A 16,588-nucleotide genomic window follows, 5' to 3' on the forward strand; every position below is an offset into this window, starting at 1 on the left:
AAAGGAGAGAAAGGAAGGCTGCTGGAGCGGTCGACGCAGTCCGGATTTCGGACCGTTCGACATTCGGTCGATGAACCGGCACGTCCGCGCCGGTTTCGACCGGTGGCTCAATTGGCCAGAAGCTTGTCCTGGCGCGCCTGATGCTCGCCGGTCCACAGACCGGTCTCCTTGAAATAGCGCACTGCGCCATCATGATAGGGATGGTGGAAATTCAGCGGCGCCAGGTCGTCTTGTCCGACCGCGCGCAGCATCGGCATGCTCTCCTGCATCGCGGGCCAGTTCTCGTGAATCGTTTTGGCCAGCACGTAGGCGTGGTCCTCCGGCAGGCTGGCGCCGACATTCATGAAGACGTCGAAATGGGGCACGCGCGTGGGTTCCACGATGCCGACGAAGGCCTGGCCGGGTTCCATGGTCGCGGTGCTGAACCCCGCCACCGCGTCGAGCGCGCCCTCGTCGTCGCCGAGTTGCAGCACCCGCAGGCCGCCGGAGATCGAGGCATCGGCCTCGCGCAGCGCCGGAATGCCGAGCACCGAGGCGGAGGCCACGACCCGGCCCTCGACAAGGGCGCGCGTCGCGTCCGGGATACCGGCTACGGTCTCCCCGCGTACATCGTCGGGCGTCAGGCCGGCGGTGGCGAGAATCGCGGCATTGACCTGGTTGAACGATGCGATCGCACGGTATTCGGTGATGATCGGCTGGCCGGCGAGATCGGCGATCGACGTCAGCCCGGAATCGGCACGTACATAGAAGCTGTAGGGTGATCGCGAGACCAGCGTCAGCGCGCGCACTTCCCCGAGCGGCTGGGTGTAGGCGCCCTGGCCGGAATAGGCCTCCTGCGAATCGAGCGCGGAGTTGATGCCCATGGTGATCTCGCCGCGGTGAAGCATCGGCAGATATTGCGATGTGCCGCCGAAGGGGCGCGCGGTGGCGGGAATGCCGAGCGCGTCCTGGATGCCGGCGGAGATCGCCGTGCCGATCTGGTTGTAGGCGGTTCCGGCCGGTCCCGTGCCGACCGTCACGCGCGACGGCTGGGCGCTGGCGGATTGCAGGACGGCCATGGCAAGTCCGGCTGTGATGGCGAGCCTTACGGCGAGATTCCCCTTGTTCGTCATTGTGCACTCCTCCCTTGGCGCGGAACGCGACGACCGCGCCGGCGAGTATCTATATAAGGTATCCTGCTATTGATGGCAATAATCTCAAATACCAAGATTATTGGCGTTTTTTCTTGGGCTCGCAGCCTGTCGTGCAGCATGCAGGGAGCCTTCGGCCAGGCTGACTGTCCTCCCGCAAGTTCGGCGTTCAGGTGCGGCGACTGACCAGCGCGTCGAGAATGCGCACGCCCTGGCCACGTGGATAGACGACGAGCGGATTGATCTCGATTTCGGTGATGTCCGCGTCGTCGAGAAGCCGGCGACCCAGCCGGTCGAGGACGTCGGCTACGGCCGCGATGTCCAGCGTCTCGCCGCCGCGATAGCCGTCGAGAAGCGCCGCACCCTTGAGCCGCTTCAATTCCGCCTCGATCCGAACGAGCGGAATTCCGGCCGGGAACATGCGGATGTCGGCCATCAGCTCGGTCAGGACGCCGCCGAGACCGACGACGACGACCACTCCCCACTCGGGATCCCGCAAGGCCGACACGACCAGTTCGAGCTGGAAGGGGGGAGCCATCGCCTCGACGAGCATGCCGTCTATCGTCACGCCGGCGGCGCGGGCGGCCAGCGCGTCCTCGATCTCGCGCCATGCGCGCTCGAGGGCGGCGGCGTCGGCAAGCTTCAGCTTGACGCCGCCCATGTCGCTCTTGTGGGCGATGGCCGCCGCCTGGACTTTCAGCGCGACGGGGTAGCCGATGCGGTCCGCGATCTCCTTCGCATGGCCGACATCGCGCGCGAGCGCGCCGGCCGGCACGTCGAACCCGGCCTCGGCCAGAAGGGCCTTGCCTTCATGCTCGGCGAGCTGGCGCGTTTCGCCGGCGCTGCCGGCGGGCATCCCGGCCGGCAGATCGGGCTGGAAGTCGAGCCGGGCGATGTTGGCGAATGCCCGCATCGCGCGTTCGGGCGAGCGGAAGAAGGGAACGCGCGCCGCCTGCACTTCCGCCAGGAATTCCGGCGGCATCGGCAATTCGTCACCGAGAAAAGCGATCGCTACCGGCGCGGCGGTGGTCGACATCACCGGCTTGAGCGATTCCCATTTCGCCATCACCTGCCTGGGCGCGCCGCCCATGGCGGCCAGGAGCAGCGCGTCCACGCTGTCATCCTCGAGCATGGCGCGGCAGGTGTCGCCGAAGAGGGAGGGCTTGCTCATGCCCATCGCGGTGATGTCCAGCGGATTGTCGATCGTGGCGAAGTCGGGAAGGATGCCGGTGAGTTCGCGCGTCGTCGCATCGGCCAAGAGCGGAAGATCGAGCCGGATTTCCTCGCAGAAATCGAGGCAGAAACCGCGCACAGCGCCCGAATTGGTGACGATTCCGAGCCCGTCGATGCGCGCCTCGGGATAGAGATGGCGCAGCAATGTCGTGTCGAAGAGCTCGTCGAAACTGTCGACCAGCGTTACGCCCGCCGCCCGCACGAAGGTTTCCATCACCGCGTGATCGCCGACCATGGCGCCGGTATGGGACTGAGCGGCTTCGCGTGAACGCTGGCTGCGGCCCGGATGCATCAGGACGACCGGCTTACCCAGATGCCAGGCGCGCCGGGAGACCGCAAGGAAGGCGGCCGGATCGCGCAATTGCTCGACGAAGACAGAGAACGAGCCCACCGCCTCGTCGTCGACGAGCGCGGACATGATGTCCTCGACGCCCAAGGCGGCCTCATTGCCGGTCGAGATCGCGTAAGCGATGTCGAGGCCGCGGCTGCGCAGCGCCTCGCGTATATTTCCTGTCATGGCGCCGCTCTGGGCGACGACTGCGACGCCGGGGCCGCCGAGCTGCATCGGCTGGACGCGCTCGAAGGTCATCGGCACGCCTGCGACGAAATTGGTGAAGCCGAGGCAGTTGGGGCCGAGCAGGGCCATGCCTGCCTCATGGGCGATGTCCGCGATCGCCTTCTGTTCGGAGATGCCGTCCTTGCCGAGCTCGGCAAAGCCCGATGCGAAGACGACAGCACCCGCGATGCCCCGCGCCGCGCAATCGGCGACCGACTGGCGCACCGCCTTGGCCGGCACGACGAGCGCTGCCATGTCGATGCCGTCCGGCAAATCGGAGATCGCGGCGACGCAGTCATGGCCTTCGACCGCATCGAACCGTCGGCTGACGGGATGGAGCGCACCCGAAAAGCCGAAGCCGGCGAAATTGGCCATCACATTGGCGCCGAGCGAAAACGGCTCGGCGGAGGCGCCCACGACCGCGACGGACCGCGGCCGCAGGAGACGGTCGATGCTGCTTCTGCCCTCCCGCACGGCTCAGCTCTCGCGCTGATAGGTTTGAAGGCCGGGGCGGAAGGATTTGTCGTCCAGGAACTGTTTCATCCCGGCCTTGTCGCCCTGTTCCGGATCGCGGAACTTGGTGTGGTCGGACTTCGCCATGAGATAATCGAGCGCGGAATCCCACGGCATCGTCTTCACATGGTGATAGGCGGTCTTGGCCGCACGCAGCACGAAGGGGTTCTTCGCCTTCAGCGTCTCGGCAAGCGCCGTGGTTCGCGCGCGCAGCTCCTCGCGCGGGACGGAGATGTTGACGAGGCCCATCTGCCGGGCCTGCTTGCCGTCAAAGGTTTCGCCCGTCATGATGTAGTAGAGCGCGTCGCGCTGGCTCATCACCTCGGCGACCGATTTCGTGACGATGCCGGCCGGGATGATGCCCCAGTTGATCTCAGACAGGCCGAAGGTGGCCTCGTCGGCCGCAACGGCGAGATCGCAGCCGATCAGCACCTGGAAAGCGCCGCCGAAGCACCAGCCATTGACCATGGCGATGGTCGGCTTGGGAAAATGCATCATGCGGCGCCACTGCCAGGCCGCGTTTGCGCGATAGAGCTTCTCACGCTCCAGCGGCGGGCCGGCATCGGGGATGCGGAAGTATTCCTTCAGGTCCTGCCCGGCCGAGAAGGAGTCGCCCGCACCGGTGACGACAAGCGCCTTTACCTCGTCGTCCTCCTCCATCGCGTCCAGCACCGCCACCATCTCGTAGACGATGCCCGGATTGATCGCATTGCGCTTGTCTGGCCGGTTGAGAGTGATCCAGGCGATGCCCTCCTCGACCGCGACCGTGACATGCTCTCCCCAGGGCTGGCGCGGCGTCTGCGATGCGGCGCCGGACGCCTCGGTTTTCGGAGTGGCTGTCATTTTGTGGCTCCCTGGGCTAAACAATATATGCGACCCATATATAAGGAAGCCTGATATTGTCAAGGTGGAGCAAAACCGTGCCGGAACGCGTCATGCTGCGGCCACGCACCATGTATCTCATGAACCAGGCCAACCAGGCTGTGCGCACGCAACTCGAACAGGAATTGCGTGGTCTGGGGCTCACCGGAATCCAATATACCGTGCTGAGCATCGTGGATGCGCGCGAGGGGATCTCGTCGGCGCAACTGTCCCGCCGCTTCTTCGTCACCCCGCAGACCATGAACGAAATCGTCTCGGCACTGGAACGGCGCGGCTTGCTGTTGCGGCGGGAAAGCCTTGAAAGTAAACGAATCCTGAGCGCCACGTTGACCGATGCCGGCCGCGATGCCTTGGGCCGATGCGACGCCGTTGCCGACCGGGTGGAGGGCAAGTTCATGTCGCTTCTGAGCGACGAGGATTTCGCCGCCCTGCGCGCGATCCTGCCGCGGTTCCTCAAGGCCATCCGGGAGGACGGTGAACGCTAGAGCCGGATCCGGCATGCTTGGCTCTCGGCCACGAGGGCTCACACGGCGACGCGCTTCTTCCATCAACTCAACGAGGCGGGGCGCGTGCCCCGCATCAACGAAGACACTCGTCGCCTGGCGACCTTACGACGTTATCAAGTCAGGCAGTTTCTTCCCCAACGTGCCGTCGACATCGGCCAGGTCAAGCACGACGCTCATATGGTTGAGATGGGGAACCGGCAGCAGGTCCGGGGATTGGCCGGCTGCGGAAAGCTTGTCATGCAAATGCCTCGCCTGCTGGTGAAACGGCATGGTTTCATCCGCCCCGTAGGCGAGGATGCGTCTCGGGCCGGCGTGGTGGGTCGAGGTTTGCGGCGACCAAGCCGTGGCTTCGGCATGGGTCATCTGCGCTTCGTTGCGCAGAAAGCTGTCGGGAATGCCGGAGAGATCGTAGATGCCGCTGACCAGCAGCATGGCTTTTATGTCGGGGAGCGCCGCGGCGACCTCCTCGTCCGGGCCGGTCGCGGCAAGGAAGGAAGACAGGTGCGCGCCTGCTGAATGGCCGCTGACGGTAATGCGTTCGGGATCCGCGCCGAAATCGGTGGCATGGTTCTGAAGCCACAGCACCGCGCGCCGCACCTGTCCGATCAGCATCGGCAGACGCTGGCCTGGCATCAGGTCGTACTCCACCATCGCAGCGACCCCGCCCGCCGCAACCACCGGCGCGGCGACGCAGCGATAGTCAGCCTTGTCGCCCGAGCGCCAGTAGCCGCCATGGATGAAGACATGCAATGGCGCGCCGGCGGCGGGCTTTTCAGGAAAGACAAGATCGAGCACTTCACGTGGCCGGGTGCCGTAAGCGATGTCCGTGCGCATTCGTGCGTGTTCGGAAAGGACACGGCTACGCGCAGCGATCTCCGCTGCGATCGCGTCGAAATCAGGCACGAAATCGCGAATGCGATATAAATCTTCGCCGGTCATGGCAGGTCCCCCAATCTCGATCCGCGACCTGTTCTAGAACTCGACGGCATAATATTTCGCTTCCATGAACTCTAGAATGCCGGTCACTCCTCCCTCGCGCCCCAACCCGCTCTGCTTGACGCCGCCGAACGGCGCGGCAGGGTCCGACATCAGGCCGCGATTGATGCCCAGCATGCCGGTTTCGATGCCTTTTCCGACCCGCATGGCGCGCTTCAGGTCCCGTGTGTAGACGTAGGCTGCAAGTCCGTACTCGGTATTGTTGGCAAGACGGATTGCCTCCTCCTCCGTTTCAAACCGGTAAACCGGTGCCACCGGGCCGAAGATTTCCTCATGCGCGATCTCTGCATCGACGGAGACGCCCTCCAGCACAGTCGGCGGATAAAAATAGCCCGTGCCAGGCAGAGGAGCACCGCCGGTGGTGGTCCGCGCGCCGCGACGGATGGCGTCGGAGACGAGGTGATCGATTTTCTGCACGGCTTTCTGCGTGATCATGGGGCCGCATTGCGTTGCCGGATCGTAGCCGGCACCGATTTTCAGCGCGGCCATGCGCGCTGTCAGCCCCGCGACGAAATCGTCGTGGATACCCGCTTGCACGTAAAAGCGGTTGGCGGCGGTGCAGGCCTCGCCGGCATTGCGCATCTTGGCGATCATCGCCCCCTCCAGCGCAGCCTCAAGGTCGGCATCGTCGAAGACGACGAACGGGGCATTGCCGCCGAGTTCCATCGAACAGCTCACCACAGTCTTTGCGGCTTCGGCCAGAAGTGTGCGGCCAACGCCGGTCGAGCCTGTGAATGACAGTTTGCGTACGCGCGGGTCGGCCAGCATCGCGCTGGTGACGGGGCCGGGATTGCGCGTGGTCAGCACATTGACCACCCCGGCCGGCACGCCCGCCTCCGCACCCAGGCGGGCCATGGCGAAGGCGGTGAGCGGCGTTTCGGACGCGGGCTTCAGGATCACGGTGCAGCCTGCGGCGAGCGCCGGGCCAATCTTGCGCGTCGCCATGGCGGCAGGGAAGTTCCACGGCGTGATCAGCACGGCGATGCCGATCGGTTCGTGATCGACCAGAATGGTGTGGGAGCCCGAGGGCGTGTGACGGTATTCGCCGGGGATGCGGGAGGCTTCTTCGGCGTACCACCGGAAAAACTCCGCTGCGTAACCGATCTCGCCGCGCGCGTCCGGCAGGGCTTTGCCGTTTTCCAGCGAGATCAGCGTGGCGAGTTCCTCGGCATGGTCCGTCATGAGTTGGAACCAGCGGCGCAGGATTTCCGAACGCTGGCGCGCGGGCGTGGCACGCCAGCCCGGGGCGGCCGCCTCCGCTGCGTCGACCGCGCTCATCGCGTCCGCGATGGTGGCGTCGGGTACTTCGGCGATAACGTCCCCCGTAGACGGGTTCAGCACCGGAATCCCGGCTCCGGCCTGCCATTGCCCGCCAATATACAAACCTTGCGCGTGCAGAGCGGGATCGGCGTAGCCGGCAAACTTGGTATGGAGTGTCATGATCTCGGATCCTTGGGCGATCAGTTGAGGGAGTCGCGATCGCCGTGGTAGGCGGCAACGATGAGCCGGTGCATTTCCGGCAAGGGGAGGGGGCGCGGGTTGTTCTGGATCAGCCGGGCAATGCCACAACTTTGTTCCGCGACCCAATCGATCCGGTCCTCGGCAAGGCCAAGCTCTCGCAGGGTCGAGGGGATGCCGATCCGCGCAAACAGGTCGGCCATCGCCGCGATCACCTCGTCGCCGCGCGAGAGCCCGACGGCGGACGCGATCTCGTTCAGCTCCGCCGCGATGGCCGGCGCATTCCACTGCATGACGTAGGGCATCAGGCAGGCTACGCCCGCGCCATGTGCCGTGTGCGTGAGCGCGCCGACCGGATACTGAATGGCGTGGGCGGCAGCCGTGCCTGCGACGCCGAACGCCAGACCCGCAAGCGTTGCGCCCATCATCAACTGCTCGCGGGCGACGCGGTCGGTGCCGTCCTTGCAAGCGGCCTCAAGGCCTTGCCAAAGCAGCGCGATCGCGCGCAGCGCGAAATGATCCGACAGGCTGTTCTTGCCGACGAACACCCGCTCCTGCGCAATGCCCGGCACAGGCTCACGCCGGATCGCGGTAAAGGCCTCGATCGCGTGGGTCAGGGCATCGGCGCCGGCGATCGCGGTCAGCGAGGGCGGGCAGGTGATGGTCAGATCGGGGTCGCAGATCGACGCGGTCGGAATGATGAAGGGGCTCGAGATGCCGACCTTCAGGCTGCGTTCGCTGTCGGACAGCACCGCGACGGGCGTAACCTCGGAGCCGGTGCCGGCGGTGGTCGGCACGGCGATAAGCGGCATGACCGGGCCGGGCACATTGTATTCGCCGTAATAATCCTGCGGCCGTCTGCCATGGGTGAGAAGCACGGCGACGCACTTTGCCATGTCAAGGCAGGAGCCGCCGCCGATGCCGATCACCAGATCGGGGGCGAAGATGCGTGCGGCGTCGGCGCTGGCCTCTGCGGAATCCACGGGGACATCGGGAAGGGTCGAGCTGTCGATCCGTACTGAAAGGCCAGCCTCCTTCAACTGCGACACCATTTCAAGAAAGTCGGAATCCACGGAAAGGCGGGCATCCGTCACGATCAGCGCGCGCTGTCCCAGCTTGCGCGCGATGCGGCCCAGGGCATGGCGCTGGCCAGAGCCGAAGATCAGTTCGCGCGGCGCTCTGATCGTACCGAACACAGTCATTTATCGTTTCCTTCCCCTGAGCGATCCTGTCGCAGAACCGTGGCGCCTAAATCAGATATCAGATCGTATATGATAATGTATTTGACATCGCATATCCTCTGGGACACATTGCGGCCTGTCAAGACGGCTCTTTGGAAAGAGGAAACCAGGTGGCATTCGCGGCGGAACGAGAGACGAGACCAGCCAATGTGCGCCCCTCCAGCGTGGTGGATGGCGTCTACGACAATATCTACCACCGCCTGATGTCGCTGGAGATCGCGCCGGGCTCGCGTATCCCGATCGACGCGATCGCCCGCGAGATCAACGTCTCACAGACGCCCGTGCGCGAAGCGCTCAGCCGGCTTGAGCGCGAGGGGCTGGTGCGAAAGGAGCACCTGATCGGTTACAGCGCCGCGCCACAGCTCACCCGCAAGCAGTTCGACGATCTTTATACCTTTCGCCTGCTTCTGGAGCCCGAGGGCGCACGGCTTGCCGCCGCCAACATGACGCCCGAGACCCTGCTGCTGCTGGAAAGCGCTGCCGCCGACATGGAAAACGGCGGCGCGCCGGTCGACCGCAATACGCGGTACTCCCGCTTTGCCCGCGCCGATGCGCATTTCCATGACGAAATCCTGCGCATCGCCGGCAACGAGGTGATCCGCAACACCCTTTTCAACCAGCATGTCCACCTGCACATTTTCAGGCTGATGTTTCATACGCGGGTGACGCAGGAAGCTCTTGAGGAACACGAGGACCTGCTAGCCGCATTTCGCGCCGGTAATCCGGAGGCAGCCCACAAAGCGATGCACACGCATATCGCGCGCTCGCGAGATCGCCTGCTTTCGGCATTCGAATGAACGCGCTGCCATCTTCGCCGGGCGTGGGGGTGCCGCTGGTCGCCATGCGAGCACAGGGCCTGGGAAAGGCCTATGGCCCGATCACGGTTTTGTCCGATGTGACGATCGACATCCGCGCCGGCGAGGTGCACGCAATCATCGGTGAAAACGGCGCCGGTAAGTCGACGCTGATGAAGCTTCTGTCCGGCCATGTCGCGCCAACTGCCGGCCAGATCAGCATGGATGATCTGCCGGTCGATTTCGCCGACGCGGTCGGAGCCGAGGACGCAGGCATCGTCCTGGTGCATCAGGAGATATTGCTTGCCGCGGACCTGACGGTCGCGCAGAACCTGTTTCTCGGCCGCGAGCTCGGCCGCGGTCTGCTGGTCGATGACCGCGCCATGAACCGCAGGACCGCGGACATCCTGAAGCGCATCGGCTGCGTCGCGCGCCCGGATGACCGCGTCGGCGATCTGCCGCTCGCGCAGCGCCAGCTCGTGCAGATCGCGCGGGCGCTGCTGGAGGAGCGCAAGGTCGTTATTCTCGACGAGCCGACCGCGGTGCTTGCCAACACCGAAGTCGCCGCGCTTCTGGATGTCGTGCGCAGCCTGCGGGAACATGGCGTCGGCGTTCTCTACATCTCGCATCGCCTCGACGAGATTCAGGCGCTTGCCGACCGCATCACGGTGCTGCGCGACGGACGGATGATTGGGACGTGGCCCGCCTCCGAACTGAGCCAGCGACAGATGGCCGAACTGATGGTCGGGCGTGAGCTTGCCATGCTCTATCCGCCCAAGCGCCAACCCGTATCGCAGCCGCCGATCCTTGAGGTTCACGACCTGGCGGTGGACCACGGAGAGGAAAAGGCGTCCTTCGTGCTGCATCCCGGCGAGGTGTTGGGCATCGGCGGCATGATCGGTTCGGGCCGAACCGAATTGCTGGAAGGCCTGATGGGGTTGCGACCGTCCCACGCGGAAAAAGTGGTGCTGAACGGCAAGGCCATGACGCATCGGTCCGTCGGTACGATGATGGCGGCCGGGCTCGTCTATCTGACCGAGGACCGCAAGGGCAAAGGTCTGCTTCTGGACGAGCCGCTTGCACCGAACCTGACGTTGCAGGCACTCGACACCGTCAATCCGGGGGCCGTGCTTCACAGGCGGGGCGAGTTCGCGGCACTTCGAAAAGCCGTCAGCGACTACGATATCAGGGTGCGTTCGCTCACGCTCGATGTGGGCAAGCTTTCGGGTGGAAATCAACAGAAGCTGCTTCTGGCGAAGGTCATGATGACCGATCCGTCCGTGATCGTCATCGACGAGCCGACCCGTGGCATCGACATCGGGAACAAGAGCCAGATTTACGATTTCATCGACGCGATGGTGCGGGCAGGCAAGGCCTGCATCGTGATCTCGTCGGAATTGCAGGAGCTGGTCGGGCTCGCGGATCGCGTGCTTGTCATGCGCGGCGGTCGCATCGTCGCGGAGCTGCAAGGCGACGCGATCACCGAACAGAACGTCGTCTACGCCGCGACAAGCAGCGGCCACGACGTGGAGGGGGAGAAATTGACATGACCGCAGCGACTGAAACCGTCGCGGCCACCCATGAAGGCCGTCGAATGACCATCCGCTGGAGCGACCTCGCACCCTTCATCGCACTGGCCGTGATCATCCTGCTCGGCACGTTGATCAACTCCAACTTCATGTCGTCGGCGAACCTGATGAACGTGATCACGCGCAGCGCCTTCATCGCGATCATCGCTGTTGGCGCGACCTTCGTGATCTCATCGGGCGGTCTGGACCTGTCGGTTGGCTCGATGATGGCCTTCGTCACCGGCATCATGATCATGGTGATGAACGGACTGGCGCCGTCCTACGGAAGCTGGGCGATCGTGATGGGCGCAGGCGTGGCGCTGGTGGTCGGCGCGTTGTGCGGGCTGTTCAATGGCCTGATCATCACGATCGGCCGAATAGAACCGTTCATCGTCACCCTCGGCACGATGGGGATATTCCGGGCGTTCATCACCTTCATGACCGATGGCGGCTCGCTGCCGATCGACCGCAGCCTGCGCGAGGCCTATCGCCCGGTCTATTTCGGCAACTTTTTCGGAATTCCATATCCTGTCCTCATCACGCTCGTGGTGGTGCTTCTGGGCGCGTTTCTGCTCTATCGCACCAAGTACGGCCGCCGCTTGACGTCGGCGGGGTCCAACGCGGAAGTCGCGCGCTTTTCCGGCGTCCATGTCGGGCGCGTGCGCACCATCGCCTACGTCATTCAAGGACTGTGCGTAGCGGTCGCCGCCATCTGTTACGTCCCGCGCCTCGGCGCGGCGACACCCACAACCGGACAGCTTTGGGAACTGCAGGTCATCACTGCAGTCGTTATCGGCGGAACGCTCTTGCGAGGAGGCAAAGGGCGTATCTGGGGCACCGTCGCCGGTGCCCTCATACTGGAGGTGATCGCGAACGTCATGGTCCTGTCGGACATGGTTTCCGAGTACCTCGTCGCAGCAGTGCAGGGCGCAATCATCATCATCGCGATGCTCGCGCACCGCTTCACCAGCCGCCGCTGAGACATGCGGCAACCAACTTTAGTGGAGGAGAAGAGAATGAACGTGAATATCAACAAAGCGCGGATGTTCGTATCCGCAGTTGCACTCGCCTGCCTCGTGCCGCTGGGTGCGGCTCAAGCGCAGGAACGTGACGTGACGATCGCCGTGTCGATCCCGGCGGCGACCCATGGCTGGACAGGCGGCGTCGTCTACCATGCGGAACAGGCGGCAAAGGAAATCGAAGCCGCGTTCCCGCATATCGACGTGGTTGTCTCGACCGCCGCCTCGGCAACGGCGCAGGTCTCATCCCTCGAAGATCTTTCGGCCACGCGCAAGCTCGACGCACTGGTGATTTTGCCGTTCACGTCCGAGGAACTCACCGGCCCCGTTGAGCAGGTCAAGTCGAAGGGCACCTTCATCGCGGTCGTGGATCGCGGTCTGAACGACCCGTCGATTCAGGACCTCTACGTTGCTGGCGACAACATCGCAGTGGGGGCGAACACCGCGCATTGGCTGAGCGACAAGCTGGGCGGTGAGGGCGAAATCGTGGTGCTCCGCGGCATTCCGACCGTCATCGACGACGAGCGCATCAAGGGCTTTTCGGACGTGATGGCCGAAACCAACATCAAGATCCTCGACATTCAGTACGCAAACTGGAACCAGGACGAGGCCTTCACCCTGATGCAGGACTATCTCGCCAAATATCCGAAGATCGATGCGGTATGGGCAAATGACGACGACATGCTTCTCGGCGTGATCGAAGCCGTGGACCAGGCCGGCCGCCAGGACATCAAGTATGCGCTGGGCGGCAACGGCATGAAGCAGGTGATCGAGATGGTCAAGGAAGGCAACGCGCGCACGCCAATTTCGACGCCGTACCCGCCATCAATGATCAAGTCGGCGATCTACATGACGGCTGGCCAGTTCGCAGGACAGGCGCCGATGCGCGGATCGTTCCTGCTGGATGCTCCGCTGATCACCCCGGAAAACGCGGATCAGTTCTACTTCCCTGAATCGCCGTTCTGATACCATCTCTGGCGCCCGGCTCAACGCCGGGCGCCGTTCCCAACATACCTGCAAACAGGAGACCTGCGATGAGCGGCAAGAAAATCCTCATGCTCACGGGCGAGTTCACCGAGGAATATGAAATCTTTGTTTTCCAGCAAGGCATGGAAGCAGTCGGCCATACGGTCCATGTCGTGTGTCCGGACAAGAAGGCGGGCGACAGGATCAAGACCTCGCTGCATGATTTCGAGGGTGATCAGACCTATACGGAAAAGCTCGGCCACTACGCCGACATCAACAAGACCTTTTCCGAGGTGAAGCTGGACGAATACCATGCCGTGTATGCGGCCGGCGGTCGCGGTCCTGAATATATCCGCACCGACAAGCGCGTGCAGGACATGGTTCGTCATTTTCACGACGCCGGAAAGCCCATCTTCACGATCTGCCATGGCGTGCAGATTCTGATGGCGGTGCCGGGCGTGCTCAAGGGGAAAAAGGTCGCGGGATTGGGTGCCTGCGAGCCCGAGGTGACGGCGGTGGGCGGCATCTTTATCGACGTCAAGCCGACGGAAGCCTATGTCGACGGCAACATGGTTTCCGCCAAAGGCTGGACAGGGCTTGCCGCGTTCATGCGTGAATGCCTGAAAGTTCTGGGCACAAAGATCACCCATACCTGATCGGATCGATATCGGCGGCGCCGAGCCTTCACGTCTCGGCTCTGCCGATCCAGGACATTGTTCGCGTTTCCGTGATCCCTCTGCCGGGCGCATGTTTGCCCATGCGGGCGACTTGACTTGCTCCTGCGTCGCCGAGGCGGCAAGCCACGCTTCTTTCACGCCGAAACGAGAGGTGCCGTGTGCCAGGCTTGATCTAACCGGTCCTGCCGGCCAAATGCTTCGCCTTCCTGTGCCGTCCGTTTACAGTGTCGATCGTCGCCTGACGAGCGTGATCGCCGAACTGGTGCGTCTTGATCCCGTCGGTTAAAAGAAGCCGCCGCTGTCATCACGCGAGGGCTGCGGGCCCAAGAACTTTCCGTGGCCGAAGGCGTGAAAATGGATCTGCGTCAATTGCGATACTTCGTGGCCCTTGCCGAAGAGGGTCATTTCGGGCGAGCCGCGGACAGTCTGCATATCGCCCAGCCGCCGCTGTCGCAGCAGATCAAGGCTCTTGAGAGCGACCTGGGCGTCACGCTTTTCGATCGAAGCCATCGGCCGATCCAACTGACGCTGGCTGGCCATACCCTGCTGCGCGAGGCGCGTCTGATCCTCGCGCAGACGGAGAGGGCCGAGGCGATGACAAAGCTCGCGGCCAAGGGCGAGGGTGGCCGTCTGTCGATCGGCATAACCGGCACGGCCGTCCTCGAATTCGCCGTGCCTGTGCTTTCCGCCTTCAGCAAGCGCCGGCCGAACGTCAGCATTTCCCTGCGGGAGATGTCTTCGCCCGCACAACTCGAAGCGCTGGAGAAGGGCGAAATCCATATCGGGTTTGTCCGGCCGCCCGTCACCGACGATCGCTTCAGCATCACCCTGGTGCATCAGGAGCCGTTCCTGGTCGCGCTGCCGTCGACCCATCCGAAGGCCGATGCGCTCGCCGTACGGCTCTCCGATCTGAACGGGACGCCGCTCGTCATTTTCGATCGCGCAGAGGCGCCCGGCTTCCGCGACCTGATCCTGCATGTGTGCCGGTCGGCAGGCTACATACCGACCGCAATTCAGGACGCGCCGCAGATGTCGACCATGCTGTGCCTCGTGGGCAGTGGGTTCGGAATGGCGCTGGTTCCGCGGTCGACGACTCGTCTCGCGCTGGAAGGCGTCGTCTTCAAACCGCTCATCGACGACAGCCCGCCAATCGAGCTTTACGCCGCTTGGCTGCACAATATGGAGGCATATCTGGTGGATGACCTCATTTCGTGCATTAAAGATTCGGTGAAGATCGCCGGCTAAGTCGTTATCCCTGCGTTATTATTCATTTTTTCGCGATGTATGATACGCAGACAGTATTGGACGCGCATTCGCACTTCTCCCTAACTTTCCCGCCACAGTTCTTGGACGAGGGAAAGACGCGTGGCGCAATCGATCGACCCCATTACCCGCTCGGTGATCCAGCATCGTCTGAGCGCGATCGTCGAGGAAATGGGGGAGGCGATGCTGCGGACGTCCTACTCCCAGATTCTCAATGCGAGCCGCGATTTCTCGATCGGAATGCTCGACAACAAATGTCGCCTGATCGCGCAGGCCGACCATATCCCGATCCATGTCGGTGCATTGACCTGGGCGGTCCGGGCGGTCGAGGACCGCTTCGGCAACGACATCGCCAAGGGCGACGTGATCCTTCTCAACGATCCCTATGCGGGCGGCAGCCACCTCCCTGACGTCACGGCCTTCGTGCCGATCTTTGCCGGCGAAGAGCGGCTGTTCTGGGCGGTGGTCCGGGCGCATATGGGCGACATCGGCGGCGCGACGCACGGCGCATACAATCCGCAGGCGACCGAGATCTGGCAGGAAGGGCTGCGGATCCCGCCCATCAAGCTCAGCGAAGCCGGGCGGATGCGCGAAGACCTGCTCGACATGATCCTGATGAACGTGCGCTTCCGGCGTGACTTTCGCGGCGATCTCGCCGCCATGGTCGGTGCGGCGCATCTCGGCGAGCGCAGCGTCGTGAAACTGTTTGCCGAACTGGGTGCGCAAACGGTGCTCGAGGCGGTCGAGAGCATTCTCGACAGTGCCGAGGAGCGGACACGCGGCATCGTCGCGGGCTGGGCCGATGGCGTCTATCTTGGCGAGGCGTTCCTCGATGACAATGGACGCGGGCGCGAGGACATCGCCGTGCGCGCCAGGGTCACGAAGCGCGGCAGCGACATCGAGGTCGATCTGTCGGAGTCCGATCCGCAGTCCGACAGCTTCGCCAACTCGTCGCACGCCAACACGCAGGCTGCCGTTGCGATGGCCTTCGCCTATCTGATCGATGCGGATATCCCGAAGAACGACGGTGCGTTTCGCCCGCTGTCGGTCAAGCTCAAGCCCGGCACGGTCGTCTGCGCCGACAACAATGCGCCGGTGACACTGGCGACGAGCCACCCGGCGAACGAGATCGTCGAGGCGATCATCAGGGCGCTTGCGCCGGCGTGCCCGGACCGCGCCATGGGCGGCTGGGGACGGCGGTTCCGCATCTCCGTCACCGGCGACAATCCGCGCAACGGCCGTCGCTTCATCTGGCATATGTTCCACGCGCGTCCCGGCGGCGGCGCATCGCCGAACGGAGATGGCTGGTCGGCGGCCGGCGAATGGCACTCCGTCGGCGGCATCAAGTTCGGCAGCGTCGAAGTGACCGAAGCGCGGTTTCCGCTGTTCTTCGAAACCCATGAGTTCCGGCCGGGCTCCGGTGGCGACGGCCAGTATCGCGGCGGGCTCGGCTCCTCGATGGATCTGCGGGTCGAGGTTCCGGCCTTCGCCCATACGGCCGGCGAGGGCATCCGGCACGGCGCGGCCGGCATCGCGGGCGGCGACGATGGCCTCCCGCACAGCTACCATCTGGTCGGCGAAAGCGGGACCGTGGCGCTCAAGACCAAGGAGTTCGGCATCCGCATCGCAGATGGCAGCCTGCTTCAGATCCGGTCCGGCGGGGGAGGCGGCTGGGGCGATCCGGCGGCGCGGACCCCGGAGGATCGCGCCCGCGACCTGACGCGTGAATTCGTGACCGCCTGAACCGCCTCACCTCACATCATTCAACAATAAGAACCGTCCGGGG

The 16,588-nt window shown here is 64.0% G+C and carries 13 protein-coding genes and 1 pseudogene; 8 read left to right on the forward strand and 6 right to left on the reverse strand.

From position 1 onward, the window contains the following. Positions 1–107: 107 nt before the first annotated feature. The 3 genes from AAFN55_RS12095 to AAFN55_RS12105 all read right to left on the reverse strand — a co-directional run bounded on the left by AAFN55_RS12095 (position 108) and on the right by AAFN55_RS12105 (position 4,275). Entirely contained in the window at positions 108–1,112 is a 1,005-nt protein-coding gene (locus tag AAFN55_RS12095) for a TAXI family TRAP transporter solute-binding subunit (RefSeq protein ID WP_347799080.1), read from the reverse strand. 187 nt (positions 1,113–1,299) lie between these two features. Continuing rightward, positions 1,300–3,393, reverse strand: a complete 2,094-nt coding sequence (locus tag AAFN55_RS12100) for an acetate--CoA ligase family protein (RefSeq protein ID WP_347799081.1) — start codon at positions 3,391–3,393, stop codon at positions 1,300–1,302. Positions 3,394–3,396: 3 nt separating this feature from the next. After that, positions 3,397–4,275, reverse strand: coding sequence for a p-hydroxycinnamoyl CoA hydratase/lyase (locus AAFN55_RS12105; protein WP_347799082.1), 879 nt, complete (start codon positions 4,273–4,275; stop codon positions 3,397–3,399). 77 nt (positions 4,276–4,352) lie between these two features. On the opposite strand from AAFN55_RS12105, the gene AAFN55_RS12110 reads away from it, so the two are divergent. Beyond that, complete coding sequence (locus AAFN55_RS12110; RefSeq protein ID WP_347799083.1) at positions 4,353–4,799, forward strand: MarR family transcriptional regulator; 447 nt, start codon at positions 4,353–4,355, stop codon at positions 4,797–4,799. Positions 4,800–4,922: 123 nt separating this feature from the next. On the opposite strand, the gene AAFN55_RS12115 is transcribed toward AAFN55_RS12110, so the two are convergent. Genes AAFN55_RS12115 through AAFN55_RS12125 form a run of 3 tightly spaced genes read right to left on the reverse strand, consistent with a single transcriptional unit; the run spans position 4,923 to position 8,476 of the window. Then, positions 4,923–5,759, reverse strand: coding sequence for an alpha/beta hydrolase (locus AAFN55_RS12115; RefSeq protein WP_347799084.1), 837 nt, complete (start codon positions 5,757–5,759; stop codon positions 4,923–4,925). Between the two features lie 33 nt (positions 5,760–5,792). Next, on the reverse strand, positions 5,793–7,256 hold the full coding sequence (locus AAFN55_RS12120; protein WP_347799085.1) for an NAD-dependent succinate-semialdehyde dehydrogenase: 1,464 nt from the start codon (positions 7,254–7,256) through the stop codon (positions 5,793–5,795). A 20-nt stretch (positions 7,257–7,276) separates the two neighbouring features. Beyond that, positions 7,277–8,476, reverse strand: a complete 1,200-nt coding sequence (locus AAFN55_RS12125) for an iron-containing alcohol dehydrogenase (protein WP_347799086.1) — start codon at positions 8,474–8,476, stop codon at positions 7,277–7,279. Between the two features lie 149 nt (positions 8,477–8,625). Between AAFN55_RS12125 and AAFN55_RS12130 the strand changes: the two genes are divergently transcribed. The 7 genes and pseudogenes from AAFN55_RS12130 (at position 8,626) to AAFN55_RS12160 (ending at position 16,545) form a co-directional block, all read left to right on the forward strand. After that, positions 8,626–9,312 (forward strand): GntR family transcriptional regulator, encoded by a 687-nt coding sequence (locus tag AAFN55_RS12130; protein ID WP_347799087.1) that lies wholly within the window; start codon positions 8,626–8,628, stop codon positions 9,310–9,312. Beyond that, positions 9,309–10,872, forward strand: a pseudogene (locus AAFN55_RS12135) (sugar ABC transporter ATP-binding protein). The gene AAFN55_RS12130 and the pseudogene AAFN55_RS12135 overlap by 4 nt, the downstream one beginning before the upstream one ends. Next, entirely contained in the window at positions 10,856–11,857 is a 1,002-nt protein-coding gene (locus tag AAFN55_RS12140) for an ABC transporter permease (RefSeq protein WP_347799088.1), read from the forward strand. Before AAFN55_RS12135 ends, AAFN55_RS12140 begins: the two are co-directional and overlap by 17 nt. Before the next feature lie 63 nt (positions 11,858–11,920). Next, complete coding sequence (locus tag AAFN55_RS12145; RefSeq protein ID WP_347800252.1) at positions 11,921–12,862, forward strand: substrate-binding domain-containing protein; 942 nt, start codon at positions 11,921–11,923, stop codon at positions 12,860–12,862. A gap of 68 nt (positions 12,863–12,930) precedes the next feature. Further along, entirely contained in the window at positions 12,931–13,518 is a 588-nt protein-coding gene (locus AAFN55_RS12150; protein ID WP_347799089.1) for a DJ-1/PfpI family protein, read from the forward strand. Between the two features lie 375 nt (positions 13,519–13,893). Continuing rightward, positions 13,894–14,784: a LysR substrate-binding domain-containing protein gene (locus tag AAFN55_RS12155; RefSeq protein WP_347799090.1), complete on the forward strand. Its 891-nt coding sequence runs from the start codon at positions 13,894–13,896 to the stop codon at positions 14,782–14,784. Between the two features lie 120 nt (positions 14,785–14,904). Next, positions 14,905–16,545, forward strand: a complete 1,641-nt coding sequence (locus tag AAFN55_RS12160) for a hydantoinase B/oxoprolinase family protein (protein ID WP_347799091.1) — start codon at positions 14,905–14,907, stop codon at positions 16,543–16,545. The last annotated feature ends 43 nt before the right edge of the window (positions 16,546–16,588 follow it).

Source organism: Mesorhizobium sp. CAU 1732, from assembly GCF_039888675.1.
GTDB lineage: Bacteria > Pseudomonadota > Alphaproteobacteria > Rhizobiales > Rhizobiaceae > Aerobium.

What these genes read in the sequence shown, in the direction of transcription:
- AAFN55_RS12115 (WP_347799084.1), bottom strand. Translation starts at nt 5,759, where the DNA reads ATGACCGGCGAAGATTTATATCGCATTCGCGATTTCGTGCCTGATTTC.
- AAFN55_RS12120 (WP_347799085.1), bottom strand. Translation starts at nt 7,256, where the DNA reads ATGACACTCCATACCAAGTTTGCCGGCTACGCCGATCCCGCTCTGCAC.
- AAFN55_RS12145 (WP_347800252.1), top strand. Translation starts at nt 11,921, where the DNA reads ATGTTCGTATCCGCAGTTGCACTCGCCTGCCTCGTGCCGCTGGGTGCG.
- AAFN55_RS12095 (WP_347799080.1), bottom strand. Translation starts at nt 1,112, where the DNA reads ATGACGAACAAGGGGAATCTCGCCGTAAGGCTCGCCATCACAGCCGGA.
- AAFN55_RS12140 (WP_347799088.1), top strand. Translation starts at nt 10,856, where the DNA reads ATGACCGCAGCGACTGAAACCGTCGCGGCCACCCATGAAGGCCGTCGA.
- AAFN55_RS12155 (WP_347799090.1), top strand. Translation starts at nt 13,894, where the DNA reads ATGGATCTGCGTCAATTGCGATACTTCGTGGCCCTTGCCGAAGAGGGT.
- AAFN55_RS12150 (WP_347799089.1), top strand. Translation starts at nt 12,931, where the DNA reads ATGAGCGGCAAGAAAATCCTCATGCTCACGGGCGAGTTCACCGAGGAA.
- AAFN55_RS12125 (WP_347799086.1), bottom strand. Translation starts at nt 8,476, where the DNA reads ATGACTGTGTTCGGTACGATCAGAGCGCCGCGCGAACTGATCTTCGGC.
- AAFN55_RS12105 (WP_347799082.1), bottom strand. Translation starts at nt 4,275, where the DNA reads ATGACAGCCACTCCGAAAACCGAGGCGTCCGGCGCCGCATCGCAGACG.